This window comes from Pantoea sp. ICBG 828, assembly GCF_002928355.1.
In the GTDB taxonomy this organism is placed as follows: domain Bacteria; phylum Pseudomonadota; class Gammaproteobacteria; order Enterobacterales; family Enterobacteriaceae; genus Pantoea; species Pantoea dispersa.
The window spans coordinates 609,818-626,335 of the sequence record NZ_POWN01000001.1 but is presented as its reverse complement, the minus strand read 5'-3'; the positions used below and the strand labels follow the sequence as shown (position 1 = coordinate 626,335).

The 16,518-nt window shown below is 58.9% G+C and carries 17 protein-coding genes and 2 tRNA genes; 8 read left to right on the top strand and 11 right to left on the bottom strand.

What is annotated here, in order from left to right:
• The first annotated feature begins 32 nt into the window (after positions 1–32).
• From C1Y43_RS03035 to agp, 3 genes are all read left to right on the top strand, one after another.
• Positions 33–120 (top strand) — tRNA-Ser (locus tag C1Y43_RS03035).
• Between the two features lie 39 nt (positions 121–159).
• Positions 160–247 (top strand) — tRNA-Ser (locus tag C1Y43_RS03030).
• Positions 248–503: 256 nt separating this feature from the next.
• Entirely contained in the window at positions 504–2,126 is a 1,623-nt protein-coding gene (agp, locus tag C1Y43_RS03025) for a bifunctional glucose-1-phosphatase/inositol phosphatase (RefSeq protein ID WP_199189134.1), read from the top strand.
• A gap of 119 nt (positions 2,127–2,245) precedes the next feature.
• Here agp and C1Y43_RS03020 read toward each other — a convergent pair whose 3' ends face one another.
• From C1Y43_RS03020 to wrbA, 3 genes are read right to left on the bottom strand one after another with little or no spacing between them, the layout of a single operon-like run.
• Positions 2,246–3,619 (bottom strand): NAD-dependent succinate-semialdehyde dehydrogenase, encoded by a 1,374-nt coding sequence (locus tag C1Y43_RS03020; protein ID WP_104186944.1) that lies wholly within the window; start codon positions 3,617–3,619, stop codon positions 2,246–2,248.
• 52 nt (positions 3,620–3,671) lie between these two features.
• The gene (locus C1Y43_RS03015; RefSeq protein WP_021508292.1) at positions 3,672–3,902 is read right to left on the bottom strand and encodes a YccJ family protein; all 231 of its coding nucleotides are present in this window, start codon (positions 3,900–3,902) and stop codon (positions 3,672–3,674) included.
• Positions 3,903–3,922: 20 nt separating this feature from the next.
• Positions 3,923–4,522, bottom strand: a complete 600-nt coding sequence (gene wrbA, locus C1Y43_RS03010) for an NAD(P)H:quinone oxidoreductase (protein ID WP_104186942.1) — start codon at positions 4,520–4,522, stop codon at positions 3,923–3,925.
• Between the two features lie 312 nt (positions 4,523–4,834).
• Between wrbA and C1Y43_RS03005 the strand changes: the two genes are divergently transcribed.
• Both C1Y43_RS03005 and C1Y43_RS03000 read left to right on the top strand, forming a co-directional pair.
• Complete coding sequence (locus C1Y43_RS03005; RefSeq protein WP_010616548.1) at positions 4,835–4,999, top strand: general stress protein; 165 nt, start codon at positions 4,835–4,837, stop codon at positions 4,997–4,999.
• A 110-nt stretch (positions 5,000–5,109) separates the two neighbouring features.
• On the top strand, positions 5,110–6,024 hold the full coding sequence (locus C1Y43_RS03000) for a DMT family transporter (protein ID WP_104092788.1): 915 nt from the start codon (positions 5,110–5,112) through the stop codon (positions 6,022–6,024).
• Here C1Y43_RS03000 and rutG read toward each other — a convergent pair.
• From rutG to rutA, 6 genes are read right to left on the bottom strand one after another with little or no spacing between them, the layout of a single operon-like run.
• Positions 6,021–7,346, bottom strand: coding sequence for a pyrimidine utilization transport protein G (gene rutG, locus C1Y43_RS02995; RefSeq protein ID WP_058769582.1), 1,326 nt, complete (start codon positions 7,344–7,346; stop codon positions 6,021–6,023). The genes C1Y43_RS03000 and rutG overlap by 4 nt on opposite strands.
• A gap of 45 nt (positions 7,347–7,391) precedes the next feature.
• A complete protein-coding gene (gene rutF / locus C1Y43_RS02990) occupies positions 7,392–7,913 on the bottom strand; it encodes an NADH-dependent FMN reductase RutF (RefSeq protein ID WP_058769583.1) in 522 nt (173 codons plus the stop codon).
• Positions 7,914–7,927: 14 nt separating this feature from the next.
• Complete coding sequence (gene rutD, locus C1Y43_RS02985; RefSeq protein WP_104186940.1) at positions 7,928–8,728, bottom strand: pyrimidine utilization protein D; 801 nt, start codon at positions 8,726–8,728, stop codon at positions 7,928–7,930.
• Complete coding sequence (rutC, locus tag C1Y43_RS02980) at positions 8,728–9,123, bottom strand: pyrimidine utilization protein C (RefSeq protein WP_021508286.1); 396 nt, start codon at positions 9,121–9,123, stop codon at positions 8,728–8,730. The genes rutD and rutC overlap by 1 nt, the downstream gene beginning before the upstream one ends.
• A gap of 42 nt (positions 9,124–9,165) precedes the next feature.
• Positions 9,166–9,876, bottom strand: coding sequence for a pyrimidine utilization protein B (rutB, locus tag C1Y43_RS02975; protein WP_104092790.1), 711 nt, complete (start codon positions 9,874–9,876; stop codon positions 9,166–9,168).
• Positions 9,876–10,967 carry a pyrimidine utilization protein A gene (gene rutA / locus C1Y43_RS02970; RefSeq protein ID WP_104186939.1) on the bottom strand — a complete coding sequence of 364 codons (1,092 nt, stop codon included), beginning with the start codon at positions 10,965–10,967 and terminating at the stop codon, positions 9,876–9,878. Before rutA ends, rutB begins: the two co-directional genes overlap by 1 nt.
• Positions 10,968–11,275: 308 nt before the next feature.
• Between rutA and rutR the strand changes: the two genes are divergently transcribed.
• Together rutR and C1Y43_RS02960 are read left to right on the top strand one after the other, a co-directional pair.
• Positions 11,276–11,911, top strand: coding sequence for an HTH-type transcriptional regulator RutR (gene rutR, locus C1Y43_RS02965; protein WP_031279844.1), 636 nt, complete (start codon positions 11,276–11,278; stop codon positions 11,909–11,911).
• Positions 11,912–11,936: 25 nt separating this feature from the next.
• Positions 11,937–12,911, top strand: a complete 975-nt coding sequence (locus C1Y43_RS02960; RefSeq protein WP_104186937.1) for a metal-dependent hydrolase — start codon at positions 11,937–11,939, stop codon at positions 12,909–12,911.
• Positions 12,912–12,952: 41 nt separating this feature from the next.
• Here C1Y43_RS02960 and cycA read toward each other — a convergent pair whose 3' ends face one another.
• Complete coding sequence (gene cycA / locus C1Y43_RS02955) at positions 12,953–14,344, bottom strand: D-serine/D-alanine/glycine transporter (protein ID WP_104186935.1); 1,392 nt, start codon at positions 14,342–14,344, stop codon at positions 12,953–12,955.
• 286 nt (positions 14,345–14,630) lie between these two features.
• Here cycA and C1Y43_RS02950 point away from each other — a divergent pair, with 286 nt between their 5' ends.
• Entirely contained in the window at positions 14,631–15,329 is a 699-nt protein-coding gene (locus tag C1Y43_RS02950) for an extensin family protein (protein ID WP_104186933.1), read from the top strand.
• Between the two features lies 1 nt (position 15,330).
• Here the strand turns inward: C1Y43_RS02950 and C1Y43_RS02945 are convergent, their stop codons facing one another.
• Positions 15,331–16,005 carry a DUF4396 domain-containing protein gene (locus C1Y43_RS02945; RefSeq protein WP_059008910.1) on the bottom strand — a complete coding sequence of 225 codons (675 nt, stop codon included), beginning with the start codon at positions 16,003–16,005 and terminating at the stop codon, positions 15,331–15,333.
• Positions 16,006–16,518 lie beyond the last annotated feature (513 nt).

Sequence of the window (16,518 nt, the reverse complement as noted above, 5' to 3'; positions counted from 1 at the left end):
TTCGGGGGGATGTTTATAGTGCGCCTCATTGCGGAGGGGTGGCCGAGCGGCTTAAGGCAGCGGTCTTGAAAACCGCCGATGGGAAACCATCCGAGAGTTCGAATCTCTCCTCCTCCGCCACTTCACACTCTCGCAGTGTGAGGTGACAAAAAGATTTCAGGAGGGATGGCCGAGTGGCTTAAGGCAGCGGTCTTGAAAACCGCCGATGGGAAACCATCCCAGAGTTCGAATCTCTGTTCCTCCGCCATATAAGAGAAGCCCGCAGCGATGCGGGCTTTTCGCTTTTCTGCTTTCCATCCTTCTGAAAAACATCCTGAAGCTTTTCAATCTGCTGCCGTAACCCGACGGCCAGCGCGTTTACTGCTATAGTCGATGCACGGTTTTTGCAAACATCTGGCGATTTTCTCAGGCAAGCTGGGTTACACTGTGCGGTAATTCGCTCTTTGGCGAGCTAATCGCTTGAATGCCAGAGTGTTTCCCTGATGAATTATGGAATAGGCACAATGATCAAGAAACTGAGTCTTTGCGCGCTGTCAGTGATCGCGGCGCTGCCGATGGGTATGAGCGCTTACGCCGCGGATGGCGACATGCAACTGCAGCAGGTCCTGATGCTGAGTCGTCACAACCTGCGTGCTCCGCTGGCCAACAACGGCAGCGTGCTGGAGCAGGCGACGAAAAAAAGCTGGCCGCAGTGGGATGTGCCCGGCGGTGAACTGACCACCAAAGGCGGCGTGCTGGAAGTCTACATGGGTAACTACACCCGTCAGTGGCTGACCCAGCAGGGGCTGGTACAGAACGGCACCTGTCCGGACAGCAGCAACATCTTTGTCTATGCCAACAGCCTGCAGCGTACCGTCGCGACGGCGCAGTATTTCGTCACCGGTGCTTTCCCGGGCTGCGATATCGCTGTCACCCATCAGGATGCGATGGGCACCATGGACCCGATCTTCAATCCGGTAATCACCGATGGCAGCGAAGCGTTTAACAAGAAAGCGCTGGCGGCGATGACCGCAGCTAATGAGAAGCTGGCGCTGAAGCCGGCCTTCCAGCGGCTGGAAAAAATCGTCGATTACAAATCAGCCCCGGCCTGTAACGGCAAGAAACAGTGCGACCTGAGCAGCGGCGACAACACCTTTAGCGCGGAAAATGGCAAAGAGCCCGGCGTCAATGGCCCGCTGAAAGTGGGTAACTCGCTGGTCGACGCCTTCACGCTGCAATATTACGAAGGTTTCCCGGCGGATCAGGTTGCCTGGGGACAAATCAAAACGCCGGAACAGTGGAAAGAGCTGGCGGCGATCAAGAATGGCTATCAGGATGCGCTGTTTACCGCGCCGGAAGTGGCGCGTGACGTTGCCGCCCCGCTGGTGGATTACATCCGCAGTCAATTGGTCGATCAGGATAAAGCCACCGCGCCAAAAGTCACGCTGATGGTCGGACACGATTCGAATATCGCGTCATTGCTGAGCGCGCTGCAGGTTAAGCCATACGAGCTGCCGGGTAACGACGAGAAAACCCCGATTGGCGGCCAGGTGGTGTTTGAACGCTGGCACGATGTGAAGAACAATAAAGATCTGCTGAAAGTGGAGTATGTCTATCAGACTGCGGATCAGCTGCGTAATGCTGATGTGCTGAGCCTGAAGAACCCACCGAAGCGCGTTACGCTGCAGCTGGCGGGGTGTGACACTGACGCCAACGGCTACTGCAGCTGGGATCAGTTCACCAGCGCGCTAAACAACGCGCTGCAGGGTACACCGCTGCAGCCAGCCGCACCGGCACCGGCCGCACAGCCTGCTGCCGCGCCGGCAGCCAGCGATGACGCACAGGCCAAAGCGGATCAGGCCAGCGCAGATAAAGCGGCGGCTGACAAAGCCGCGGCTGATAAAGCTGCAGCGCAGAAAGCCGCTGACGCCAAAGCCGCTGAGGAAAAAGTGAAGGCGGATAAGGCCGCGGCGCAAAAAGTGGCGGACGACAAAGCCAAAGCTGAGAAGGCCAGCGCTCAGAAGGCCGCAGAGGAGAAGGCGAAAGCCGATGCCGCAGCGGCGCAGAAAGCGCAGGCTGAGGCAGCGCCGGCGAAGCCGGAGGCGGACGCGAAACCCGCGCAACAGCCGGCAGCGGCCAGCAACTAAAACGCCAGCAGGGTCGCTATGCACGGCGACCCTGCTGTATTGTTACCGGCAGCGCATTAACGCGCACCGCAGTCAATCGAATAAAACCACCGTTCAGCTCAACGGTGGTTTCATGCCGCTTAACCGGCTACTACGACCAGTTTCTGGTTAGCAAACTCCTTCAGTCCGAGATCGGACAGTTCACGGCCATAGCCGGAACGCTTCACGCCGCCGAACGGCAGCTCAGCCGCGGTATCGCTCTGCGAATTGATAAACACCATGCCGGTCTCAATCTGCGAAGCCATGTTGCGCCCGCGCGCAATGTCCCGCGTCCACACGGAACCGCCCAAACCGTAGTGCGAATCGTTAGCCAGCGCCACGGCAGCACGGTCGTCCGCCACCACATACACCTGCGCCACCGGGCCGAAAAACTCCTGATAGTAAGCCGGGTTATCCGGCGTCAGGCCGGTCAGGATGGTTGGCTGGTAGTAGCAGCCGACGCCGTCGATTACGCGTCCGCCACACTCCACGCGTGCGCCATGCGCCACCGCCTCGTCCACCTGTTTCACCAGCCGGTCACGTGCATCCTGTGACGACAGCGGCCCCAGCGTGGTTTTTTCATCTAACGGATCGCCGGGAGTCGCGGATTGCAGCGCCGCGCTAAATTTAGCCATAAAGCTTTCGGCAATCTTTTCATGCAGAATAAAGCGCTTGGCCGCAGTACATACCTGACCGCAGTTGCTGAGCCGCGCCTGCGCCCCCTGGCGCACCGCTTCATCAATGTCGGCATCGTCCAGCACCACAAACACATCGTTACCACCCAGCTCGAGCGTGGATTTTTTCAGGTGCTTACCGGCCTGCTCAGCCACCGCGCTGCCGGCGCGCTCTGAACCGGTGAGCGCCACGCCCTGCACGCGCGGATCGGCAATCAGATCGGCCACCTGCTGGTTAGAGATAAACAGATTGGTCCACGCGCCCTGCGGCGCACCGGCTTCCAGCACCAGCTTTTCAAACACGTCGGCACAGTGCGGCACAATGTTGGCATGTTTCGCCAGCACCGGATTGCCCAGTGCCAGGTTCGGTGCCAGCACGCGCATCAGCTGATAATACGGGAAATTCCACGGCTCGACGGCCACCACCACGCCAATCGGATGGTATTCGAGCCAGGCATCACCGACATCGCTGGGATAGGGCTGTGCCTGCAACAGCCTTGCCGCGTGTTCGGCATAATAGCGCGCGATGCTGGCGCAGATTTTCACTTCGCCGCGGCTCTGGCCAATCAGCTTACCCATCTCTTTGCTGGCGATGATGGCCAGTTCTTCGCTGCGCTGCTCAATCAATTCTGCCAGACGCTGCAGCACCTGCAGACGCGGCTGAATGTCGCCTTTGCTCCACGGCGAATGGTAGAGCGCATCGGCGGTGTGCAGCGCCTGCTGCGTGTAGCTGTCATCGTGTGATGGCCAGGTTTTCAGCAGCTGATTGTTGGCCGGATTAATGCTTTGATAGGCTGACATAAAGGCTCCCTGACGGCTAAAAATGAGAAGGCGGGACATGCCCGCCTGTGCTTCAGATGTTTTTACGTTCGACCGGCTTATCGTCCCACGTCAGGACGTCCTGGTCGGTTTTCTCAAACGCGCGGAATAACACCTCATCGCTGCCTTGCTGGCGCCAGATCTCTTCGGCAAGCCGTTCGTCATAATTCGCCACTTCGAAAATTGCTTCAGCGATTTCCGGTGAGGTGTGACGTAAGGTCGCCCATTCGCCCACGTGGTGAGCTTTAAACTGTTCTGTTGCCATAACTCTCTCCTGTTGGGAATTTATCCTTTCAGTTTTACCGCCAGACCGGCGACGTATTGGCCCTGATAACGGGCAATTTCCAGTTCTTCCGCAGAGGGCTGGCGCGATCCGTCACCGCCCGCCAGCGTGGTTGCGCCATACGGCGTACCGCCACGCACCTGCGAAATATCAAACAACTCTTTGGTGCCGTAGCCGATGGGCACAATCACCATGCCGTGATGTGCCAGGGTGGTCCACACCGAGGTGATAGTCTGCTCCTGACCGCCGCCGGTGCCGGTAGACGCAAACACGCTGGCAATCTTGCCGTACAGCGCGCCAGAGGCCCACAGGCCGCCGGTGCGGTCCCAGAAATTACGCATCTGACCGGACATGTTGCCGAAGCGCGTCGGGGTGCCGACGATGATGGCATCGTACTGCGGCAGGTCGTCCGGTTTGGCTTCCGCCGCCGGCTGATTAACCTTCCCGCCGACCTGAGAAAATCGTTCGGCATCCATACTTTCCGGCACGCGCAGAATGGTGACTTCGGCACCGCTCACGCTCTTCGCACCGTCTGCCACCGCGTTAGCCATGGTTTCGATATGTCCGTACATGGAGTAATAAAGCACCAGAATTTTTGCCATCGTGTTTTCATCCTGTGGTGTAAGGAACAGAAAGAAGTATAGAAGAGGCTGCGCGCTATGCTGGTCAGCCATTGAACAGTCACGGAGATTGCGCTACGACTTCTGCCGCTAACCGTTTGTTTTTCAGCTGAATATCTCGCCATAAAAACGATGTTAAGCGGTTTATCTGTTGCAAAGTATGAATATGTGCCTGATTGTGCGCATCCATTGGCTATGCTTTAAGCGGGTGTGGCGAGATAGTGCGCACCTGACCTGACACTGTTAGCGCAGTGAAATGTCTTCACCACCTATGCTCAATACCTGGAGGAAATGATGGCTCAACATCGTGGAGGATCAGGCAACTTCGCGGAAGATCGCGAAAGGGCCGCGGAAGCGGGTCGAAAAGGCGGTAAAAACAGCGGCGGGAATTTCAGAAATGATCCGCAGCGTGCTGCCGAAGCAGGTGAAAAGGGGGGACGCAGCCGCGCGAAAAAATAGTGCGTCTGTGACGGTATCCTCGGCCGCCGGGTACGCCCGGCGGTTACAATGATTGCAATTTGCCCGGCTAATCAGCAAAAATGTGCGCCAGTCCTCTATTCTGGTGCGTTATGTCTGCTTCTATTTCCCGCCTCAGCCTGCGTATTACGCGCCAGGAGCTGGTACTTATTTTTATCACGATGGTCTGGGGTGGCACCTTTCTGGTGGTGCATCGCGCCATGGCGCACTCGGGGCCGTTCTTTTTTGTCGGGCTGCGTTTTGCTACCGCCTCGCTGCTGCTGGCCTTTTTCTTTCGCCGCTATTTGCGTCACATTACCTGGCTGGAAATCAAAGCGGGTGCGCTGATTGGCGTGGCGATTGCCGGTGGTTACGGATTGCAAACCTGGGGTATGCAAACCATTTCCAGCAGCCAGTCGGCGTTTCTGACGGCGCTTTACGTGCCGGTGGTGCCGCTGTTGCAGTGGCTGTTTCTGCGCCGGCCGCCGGGCCTGATGGCGTGGCTGGGCATTTTGCTGGCGTTCACCGGTCTGGTGCTGGTGGCGGGTCCGCAGGATGGCAGCCTGACGCTGAATGCCGGTGAGATCGCCACGCTGCTCAGCACCCTCGCCATTGCCGCCGAGATCATTCTTATCAGCCGCTACGCCGGGCAGGTCGATGTGCGCCGCGTGACGCTGGTACAGCTGCTGGTGGCTTCGGCCTGCGCCTTCGTGCTGATGCTGCCCAACGGCGAATCTTTACCCACGCTATCGGCACCGCTGCTGTTTAGCGCGCTGGGCCTCGGCGCGGCCAGCGCGCTGATTCAGGTCACCATGAACTGGGCGCAGCGCAGCGTCTCGCCGACGCGCGCCACAGTGATTTATGCCGGCGAGCCGGTGTGGGCCGGTGTGGTCGGACGCATTGCCGGCGAACGGTTACCGGCCGCGGCGCTGCTGGGCGGCGCACTGATTGTCTGCGGGGTGATTGTCAGTGAACTGCGCCTGCGGCGCAAAAAAGCGGTGCCGGAGCAGGCACCGCAGAAGCCTTAAGGCTGCGGGCGCGCCGCCGGCTGGGTCAGCGCGGCACCGCGTCGCTGCAGAATTGCGTTGAGGATGATGGCACCGAAGGTGGCCGTGCCGATGCCGCCGAGGGTAAAGCTGCCGATCTTCAGCGCAAAATCCCCGGCGCCGAGCACCAGCGTGGTGGCCACCATAATCAGATTGCTGTTCTGGCTAAAATCGACGTGGTTCTGCACCCAGATGCGCGCGCCCGCCACGGCGATTAAGCCAAACACCACAATTGAAGCGCCGCCAATCACCGGGCCGGGAATGGTGTGGATGAGCGCGCCGAACTTAGGCGAAAAGCCCAGCACCAGCGCAATCAGCGCCGCAGCGACAAACGCCAGCGTGGAGTAGACTTTGGTCACCGCCATCACGCCAATGTTTTCGGCATAGGTGGTGACGCCGCTGCCGCCGATGGAACCAGACAGCATGGTTGCCAGGCCGTCGCCGACGAACGCGCGTCCCATCCACGGATCGAGATTACGCCCGGTCATGCCCGCCACCGCTTTAATATGGCCGAGGTTCTCTGCCACCAGAATAATCGCCACCGGTGCGATCATCACGATTGCCTGCATATCAAATACTGGCGCGGTGGTGTGCGGCAGACCAAACCACGCGGCGCTGGCCACGCGGCTGAAATCCACCGGCTTGCCGAAGCCCATCACGTTGGTCAGCAGAGCGTACAGCGCCCAGGCGACAATCAGTCCGACCAGAATCAGCAGCCGCTGCACCATGCCGCGGGTGAACACCGCCACCAGCCCGATGCACAGCACCGTCATCACCGCCATCCAGCTATCAAACATCGAGGCGGAGACGCTGTGCACCGCAATCGGTGCCAGGTTAAGGCCGATGGCCATCACTACCGCGCCGGTTACCACCGGTGGCATCAGCCGTTCAATCCAGCCGGTACCGACTTTCATCACCACCAGGCCAATCAGCGTGTAGAGCGCGCCGCAGGCAATAACGCCGCCCAGCGCCAGCGCCAGGTTGGGATTGAGCCCCTGACCGTTGAAGCCGGTAATGGCGATCACCACGCCGACAAACGCGGCGCTCGATCCGAGATAACTCGGCACGCGACCACCGGTAATGATAAAGAACAGCAGGGTGCCGATACCGGAAACCAGAATCGCCAGGTTGGGGTCCAGCCCCATCAGCAGCGGCATCAGCACCGTTGCGCCAAACATTGCTACCGCATGCTGCAGGCCCAGCACGAACGTCTGCCCAAGCGGCAGAGTCTCGTCGGGGGCAATCAGCCCGTTATCGCTCATGGCTGACTTTTTCTGCCAGCGGGGGAACCAGGAACTCGCCATCGTCTTCTCCAGGGTAGTGGTCGAACCGGGCCGCACGGTGCGGCGTTAGCGGGCGTCCTGCCGTGAAAGGGCATGGTAGCGACGGTCAAACCACATCAGACCGGGCTGGGCATCATGGCGCTCCAGCGCCATCACGTTGCAAAACAGAATGTCGTGTGTCGCCACGCTGACGACCTGCGTGATAGTGCAGTCGAACGCCATCAGTGCCCCCTGCAGCAGCGGTGCGCCGCTGCGCTGCGTGTGCCAGCGGGCGGCGGCGAAACGTTCGGTCATCGGGGTTTTGCCGCCAAACAGCGTCGACAATGACTCCTGCCCGGCGGCCAGCGTGTTCACGCACAGCACGCCATTATCGCGGAAGAGGGGCCACACCGACGCGTTGCGATTGAGGCAAACCAGCAGCGTCGGCGGCGTATCACTGACGCTGCACACCGCGGTGGCGGTAAAACCGGCGCGTCCGGCGGGACCGTCGGTGGTGATGATATTGACCGCCGCGCCCAGGCCGGACATGGCATCGCGGAAAGCCTGCTGGCTCACTTCGGGCAGCAGGGGCAGTTCATGTACGCTCATCATCGGCTCCGTGATTAGCTGGCGCGGCGAGCCGGCGTGGCGGTGTCCGCCAGCCAGCGCAGCAGCAGCGCATTGAAGTTGTCGGCATCGGTCACGCTCATGGCATGGCCGCCCCACGGCATCTCAATCAGGCTGCCGTTGGGCAGCGCCTGCGCCAGCTGTGGCGAGCAGCTCCACGGCACCAGCAGGTCATCCTGACTGCATATCGCCAGCACCGGCTGGGTGATTCGCGAGGCGTGCGGACGGAAATCGGCCGATTTCAGCGCGTGCAGACGCCGCAGCAGGTTCTCCATGCCCTGGAAATGCGCCACGTGATGCACATCCTCCGCGCTGATGCGTGACTGATGGCGTGCCAGCCATTCGGCCGGATAAAGAAACAGCGGCTGCGCGCGCACAAACGCTTCCACACCAACGTTGAGCAGCAGATCCTGGCGCACCTGGAAGCAGCGCTCGGTGTGGGCATCCAGCGCCAGCCAGCCGTTGATCACCACCACGCGTCCCACGCGCTGCGGATAATCGAGCGCCAGCTGCAGGCCAATCAACCCGCCAAGCGCATGGCCCACGATGTCATACTGTTCGATGCCGTGCTCCGCCAGCGCGTCGGCCAGTTCCGCCGCCATCATCGCCATGCTGTAACCTTCCGGCAGCGTATCGGGGCTGCGACCGGTGCCGCGCTGATCGTAGGTCACCACGCGATAGTGCAGCGTCAGTGCCGCCAGCTGCGGTTGCCAGAAAGCGGCCACGCCGCCCAGCCCGGACGACAGTACCAGCGTCTGCGCGTCGGGCGCGCTTAATCCCTGAATGTCCAGATGCATTACGCCTCCTGCCGGCCAATGTGTGCCACGCTGGCGATTTCAATCAGCGCATCGGGTTTCACCAGACCGCACTGAATACAGAAGCGCGCCGGTTTGTCGCCGGGGAAATAGTCGGCATACACCTGGTTTACCGCCGCGTAGTTGCTCCAGTCGGTGATGAAAATCGAGTTGAAAGTGACGTCCTGCAGGCTGCCACCGGCGGTCTCGATCACTTTTTTGATGGTTTCCAGCACGTGGCGGGTTTGCGCCGCCGCATCCCCGACGTGCACCACGTTGTTGTCGGCATCGAACGGCAGCGTACCGGAAACGTACACCACGCCATCGGCTAAGGTGCCGGGTACAAACGGAGCGATCGGCGTCGTGGTGCCGGGAGGAATAATCACTGTTTTAGGCATGACTCAGAGTCCTTATTATTAAGCGTGCAGGTGAAACGGCGGTTACGACTTCAGCGCCTCGCAGAAGGTGTCGGTATCGCTGACCCAGCCAAAAAAGGTTTCAATGTTGAACAGTGCCGCCTGCTGAGCAAACGACGGTCCAGCCTGATGGGTGGCATCGGCCAGCACCACGCCGAAATACTCGAGGAAAAAGCCATCGCGCAGCGTCGATTCCACGCAGACGTTGGTGGCAATGCCGGTAAACACCAGATGACGAATACCGCGGCTGCGCAGCATGCTGTCGAGCGGCGTGTTGAAAAAGCCGCTGTAGCGCGGTTTGGGCAGCACGATATCGCCGGCTTGCGGCACCAGCTCATCCACCAGCGCATAATCCCAGCCGCCTTTTGCCAGCAGCGTGCCGTGCAGCTCCGGCCGCTGGCGCATGGTTTTCAGCGCGTTGGATTTATGGAAATTGGGCGAACCGGCGTCACCGGCTTCGACATACTGATTATCCCAGCCGTTCTGGAACCAGATGATCTGCATCCCTGCCGCGCGGGCGGCGGTGACCGCCTGATGAATCCGGGCGATAACCGGCTGAGTGGTGGAGACATCAAACCCGGCCAGATCAAGATAGCCTCCCTGGCTGGCGTAGGCGTTCTGCATATCCACCACAATGAGCGCGCTTTGCGCCGGCGGCAGGGCGATGGCTTCCGGGCGCGCCGGCAGAGTCACTGCAGGCTGGCTGCTGCTGTGGGCACAAACGACGGTATTCATTATGCAACCTCCTTGTGGGCGTTAATCAGCGCGCGGCGGCACGCCATCAGCGGCTGGATACGTTCACCAAAATCTTCAATGCCCTGCAGGAAATCATCAAAGGTCAGCAGCACGCCTTCGGTGCCTTCCACCAGCGCCACTTCATCCAGCATGCGTGCCACGCTGGCATAAGAACCGACCAGCGTGCCCATATTGATGTTGACGGCAGAGGTCGGATCCGCCATCTGGCGCACATTGGTGTCGCTGCCGGATTTGGTGTCCTGCTGGCTCTGCGTGGTGAGCCAGGCGAGGGCTTCCTCGTCAGCACCGGCTTTGTAGTGTTCCCATTTGGCGCGCGCGGCTTCGTCGCTTTCGGCGGCGATAATCATAAACAGCACGTAGGAACCGACGTCGCGCCCGGTTTTGTCCGCGGCCTGTTTCATGCGTGCGGCAGTGGGTGCAAAGGCGGTCGGGGTATTGATGCCCTTGCCGAAGCAGAAGTTGTAATCAGCGTATTGCGCCGAAAAGGCCATGCCGGCATCACTTTGACCGGCGCAAATCACCTTCATCGGCTTCTGCGGCTGCGGACTGACGCGACAGTCGTTCATGGTGAAGAACTCACCTTTGAAGTCGCTCTGGCCAGTGCCCCACAGGTCGCGCAGCACCGTGACGTACTCCGTCAGGTAGTTGTAGCGGCTGGCAAAATATTCATCGCCCGGCCACAGCCCCATCTGCTCATACTCTGGCTTCTGCCAGCCGGTCACCAGATTGACGCCGAAGCGGCCGCCGGAGATGGAGTCGATGGTGGCGGCCATGCGCGCCACGATGGCGGGCGGCAGCGTCAGGGTGGCGGCGGTGGCGTAGATTTCAATGCGTGAGGTCACCGCGGCCAGCCCGGCCATCAGGGTGAAGGACTCCAGGTTGTGGTCCCAGAATTCGGTTTTGCCGCCGAAGCCGCGCAGCTTAATCATCGACAGGGCAAAGTCGAAGTGATAGTGCTCAGCCTTGAGCACAATCGCTTTGTTGAGCTCAAAGGTCGGCTTGTATTGCGGGGCATGCGTGGAGATGAGCCAGCCATTGTTGCCAATCGGAACGAAAACGCCAATTTTCATGTGAAACCTCTCTGCATTGAACATGGATTGCTTCACGCGCTGCGTTGCTTCCTGCACGCATCCTGCGGGCGGCGCTCGATCACAAAATTGCAAAGCCTGTGCCACAATTTTAAAAGTGATACATAACAATCAGTTAAAATTAGCGATGTGGTGAATCCTGAGTGACTGGTCCAAAACAGACCATCTGGTCAAAACAAATTGCACGTTTTTCATGCGTCACCTGAGCGAAAAAGGTGCAGGGCACAGCATTAGGCAGGAAACAGGGCGTTTGTTATGATGCGATTTCGCAGGATGGAAGAGGTAACAGTGTGAAAAGCGATGAAAAAAAGCCAGGACGCCGATCGCGGGCCGTTGCGGCGAAACGGGCAGCTATTCTGGAAGCGGCATTGGCCTTCTTCTCGCAGTTTGGCATTCACGGCACCAGTCTGGATAAAGTGGCTGAGCGCGCGGACGTCTCAAAAACCAACCTGCTTTACTACTATCCGTCAAAAGAAGTGCTGTATGTGGCGGTACTGAAAGAGATTCTTGATGTGTGGCTGGCGCCGCTGCGTGCGCTGCGTCATGACCAGGATCCGCTGGTGGCCATCCGCAACTATATTCGTCTCAAGCTGGAAGTGTCGCGTGACCACCCGCAGGCATCGCGCCTGTTCTGTCTGGAGATGCTGCAGGGCGCGCCGCTGCTGAAGGGCGAACTGGCGGGGGATTTAAAAGCGCTGGTGGATGACAAAGCGGCGATTATCGAACAGTGGATCGCCGAAGGGCGTATTGCCGGCGTGCAGCCGCAGCATCTGTTCTTTCTGCTGTGGGCGACTACGCAGCACTACGCTGATTTCGCGTCCCAGGTGGAAGCCATCACCGGCCAGACGCTAAACGATGCGGAATTTTTTGCCCAGACGCTGGATAACGTTCAGCGCATGATCATTGAAGGGATCCGCGTGCGCTGATCCCAAAGGCTGACCAGGAGAGTGCATGGATTCGCTATCACAACTAACGCTGGGCGCGGCGGTGACCGTGGCCGTAATGGGCAAACGCGTGCCGCTGTGGCAGGCGGCACTGGCGGGGGCGGTCGCGGGCACGCTGCCGGACCTCGACGTGTTTATCGACCACGGCGATGCCATTCGCAACATGACGCTGCACCGCACCGAGAGCCACGCGCTGCTGTGGCTGACGCTGGTGGCACCGTTACCCGGCTGGCTGGTGGCCGGCGCGACGCGCAGCCGGCAGCACTGGCGCGCCTGGTGCCTCGCCATCTGGCTGGCATTGATCACGCATCCGCTGCTGGACCTGACCACGGTGTACGGCACGCAGCTCGGGCTGCCGCTGACCGATTACCCGTTCGCCATCGGCAGCATGTTCATCATCGATCCGCTCTATACGCTGCCGCTGCTGTTCGCCCTGATCGTCGCACTGTGGCGGCGGGATGCGTGCGGGCTGCGCTGGAATCAGGCCGGATTGCTCATCAGCACGCTGTACCTGGGCTGGAGCATGGTGGCGCAAAGTGTTGCTACCCGACATATTGAGCACCAGCTGACGCAGCAGGCCGTGCAGCCGCAGCAACTGCTGGTGACGCCCACCGCGTTCAACACGCTGGTGTGGCGCACGGTAATTATCACGCCGCAGCGCTACGGGGAAGCATGGTGGTCGCTGCTGTCGCCCGATCGTCCCTTACAGATCCGCTGGTACGATCGCCATCCCGCGCTTTTTGCCCCGTTTAAAGGCCAGTGGCACGCCGAACGCGTTGCGTGGTTCAGCCATGGATTTTATGCCATGCGCCAGCAGGGCAACGACACGCTGATCGTGGATTTGCGCATGGGGGAAGAGCCGGATTACACCTTTACCTTTAATCTCGGTCCCGCCGCAGCGCCGGCAGCAGCACCACAGCGGGAAGATTCGCTGCGGCCGTCGCTGGCGCAGGCGTGGCACAAATTCACAGAACGCTTATAACGAAAAAGGCCCGCATAACCGGGCCTTTTCGTTTAGGTGGATCAGGCTTTACGCCGGCGTAGCAGCCAGCCCATGGTCAGCACCACAAACCACAGTGGCGTCACCATCAGCGCCTGGCGCGTATCTTCCTGCAGTGTCAGCAGCACCAGCACAAAGGCAAAGAAAGCCATGCACACCCAGCACATCAGCTTGCCGAGTGGCATTTTGAAGCGTGACGCCGCATGACGCTGCGGATGCTGTTTGCGGTAGGCCAGGTAGCTGCACAGGATAATGGTCCAGACAAACATAAACAGAATCGCCGAGACCGTGGTCACCATGGTGAAGACCGTCATCACATCCGGAATCAGATAGATCAACGCCACGCCAGCCAGCAGACACAGGCAGGAGAAGAACAGGCCGGTGGTCGGCACCGCGCGCGCTGAAAGGCGGCCAAACGCTTTATGCGCCACGCCCTGTTCCGCGAGGCCATACAGCATGCGACTGGTGGAGAAGATGCCGCTGTTGGCTGAGGAGGCCGCGGAGGTCAGCACCACAAAGTTAACGATGCTGGCAGCGGCCGGCAGGCCAATCAGCACAAACATTTCAACGAACGGACTGCGATCCGGCATGACCTGGTTCCACGGCGTCACCGCCATGATCACCAGCAGCGCCAGCACGTAAAACATGATGATGCGCAGCGGGATCGCGTTGATGGCGCGCGGCAGAACTTTATGCGGATCTTTGGTCTCCGCCGCCGCCGTACCCACCAGTTCAATGCCGACAAAGGCAAACACCGCAATCTGGAAGCCGGCAAAGAAACCGCTCAGCCCTTTCGGGAACATGCCGCCGTGATCCCAGATATTGCTCAGCGCCGCGTGGCTTCCGTTCGGCGAAGGGTAGTGCAGGCTAACCAGCACAATACCGGTGATGATTAACGCCACGATGGCGACGATTTTGATAATGGCGAACCAGAACTCCATCTCGCCAAACAGTTTCACCGTGGCGATGTTCAGGGCAAGGAAAACAAACACGCACAGCAGCGCGCTCATCCAGATCGAGAAGTCCGGGAACCACAGCTGGAAATAAGCGCTGATCGCCACCACGTCGGCGATGCCGGTCACCACCCAGCAGAACCAGTAAGTCCAGCCGGTGAAATAACCGGCCCACGGACCGAGCAGATCGGCGGCAAAGTCGCTGAAGGATTTGTACTCAAGGTTGGAGAGCAGCAGCTCACCCATGGCGCGCATCACAAAGAACAGCATAAAACCGATGATCATATAAACGAAGATGATCGACGGACCCGCCAGGCTGATGGTTTTACCGGAGCCCATGAACAGACCGGTGCCAATGGCACCGCCGATGGCGATAAGCTGGATGTGACGATTATGCAGGTTGCGCCGGAGTTTTTCCGGCTGTTCGGCCTCAACGGGCGCCGCTTTAGATTGATCAACCATAAAAATATCTTTCCTGTCTTGATGTTGTGTCAGCTCTGCTGGCTGTTGAATAACGTGCTGTTGCACAGGGCAAGAGGGCATAAGATAGAGGAAAGGCGGCCACTCTCGGTAATGGTTTTTAAACCTTTGTGCCCTTTTGCGTGCTTTACCGTGTCAGTAAATATTTACATGGCGCGCCGTGCCGTCATTTTGCGTAAATGTTCTGCAAATGAGCCGCTTGCACCACGCAGCGCTGCGCAGGGTTCTACACTTGTCATTTCGATGAACCCGGAAAAAGTGAGGCAGCGTGCGCGCATTGCTCGCGATAGTGCTGCTGGCCCTGTGCGGCTGGTGGAGTTTACCCTGGCTGAAAACGCATCTGCCGCCACAGTGGAATCCGTTTATACCGCTCCAGGTTACCGATCCGCCGGGCTGGATGACGCGCTATAAGCTGCAGCGGCTGAGCAGCGATCCGGCCGCGTGTCTGGCGGTGATGCGCGCGGCCAGCGCGCAGGGCAGAGTCAGTTTCCGTGAGGTGCCGCCGCTGAAGGGCGATTGTCCGATTGATCAACCGCTGCGCATCAGCCGCTTCGGTGAGGTCACGCTGAGCAGCAGTTTTCTTGCCAGCTGTCCGATGGCGGTGGCCAGCACGCTGTATGTCACACGCAGCAATGCGGCGCTGCAGCAGGCCGGCATTACCTCGCCGCTGCGCCGCATCGCGCATGTTGGCAGTTACGCCTGCCGCAATATTTATCACCGCCAGGAAGGACGCCGCAGTGAACATGCGACGGCGGAGGCGTGGGACATCACGGGGTTTCAGCTGGCGGATGGGCGCTGGCTACAGGTAGGCAAAAACTGGCAGCAACCGCCGCAGGCCGCTGCCGGTTTGCACGCGTTATGGCGCAACGGCTGTGCCAGCTTCGGTAATGCGCTGGGGCCGGATTACAATGCGGCGCATGCCAGCCATTTCCACCTTGGCATGCGCGGCGCAGGCTTTTGTCGCTAAACTACACCGCCGGGTTTAATCCGCGTTTGATGAGGAAATGATTTGCCGGCCAGGAGAAAATAAATCCGGTGAGCATCGCCAGCTGTAACATAAACCAGAAGGCGCTGAGCAGGGGATTGAGCTGTTGATTAAGCACATATTTTAGGGCCAGCGTCATAAAGATAAAGATTCCCGTTTGATAAATCAGCAGCGGAAAGGTTTCTGTTTTCAGCGCTAATAATAACGTACGGACAATAGAAAGTTGTTCCCGCTGGCGAATGGCCAGAAACTGAAAAAATAATCCCGCCAGTAACGAAATCATCACGCAAATAACCGCCTGTAACCACAGCGCGGGGCTAATTGCAAAATGCTTGAGCAGAGTGACTATTGGCAGGGTGATGATGTCGCCGAATATACAGGCGGCGGCAGAGAGCGAGGTGGAAATAAAAATGGTTTGCCAGCTGGCATAACCGGTTAATCCGGATGGCAGCAGCAGCGCCAGTTTTCGCTGACGTGACGGTTTACGCCCGAGATACCACCATGCCAGCCAGCCGAAAAACGGCATGTACAGCCCGGTGAGCGGCCAGATGATATTCATGACCGCCAGCGGATGCGGGTGACGCAACAGATCTTTAGCGATCATCAGGGCGGTACACATGCCCACGACCAGAAAGGGTAATGCCAGCTGGTTTAACATAGTCAGTCCCACTCAGTTTGCTGAAATCGCGCCAGCCTGCGGAGCTATGCTGGTGCCTGCCACCTTGCGCCTCTGCTAAAGCGTAGCTGGAAAAGACGGTGCCGGAAATGTCTGCCACAGGTGCAAAGCAGGGAAACACTGCAGAAATAACTGGAATTAAGCCGCGCTGCGGACTTAATCAGCAGGAAGATTATGACGGGCGGTATAAAAAAGGGGAATGGCAAAGATAATAGCGATTAATGATGAGGCGAATGTTTTATCTGCGAAGTCTGGCGTTTAATCAACAGGACGATTGAAAATTCTTCAGAAAAATCTTATTCTGATTCGCACGACTTATCATCCTGATGGTGCCGCTGGCAAACGCATCATAGTTTAATTTCTCATTTGGGTAACATATTGACAACAAGGTAGTTATCACTTTTTGCCCGCAATGCCGCTCTGGTTTCAATCAATATTTTTTCTCTGGTTAATTTATTTTTTACATTAATCGGCACAGATATCCTGTTATGAATA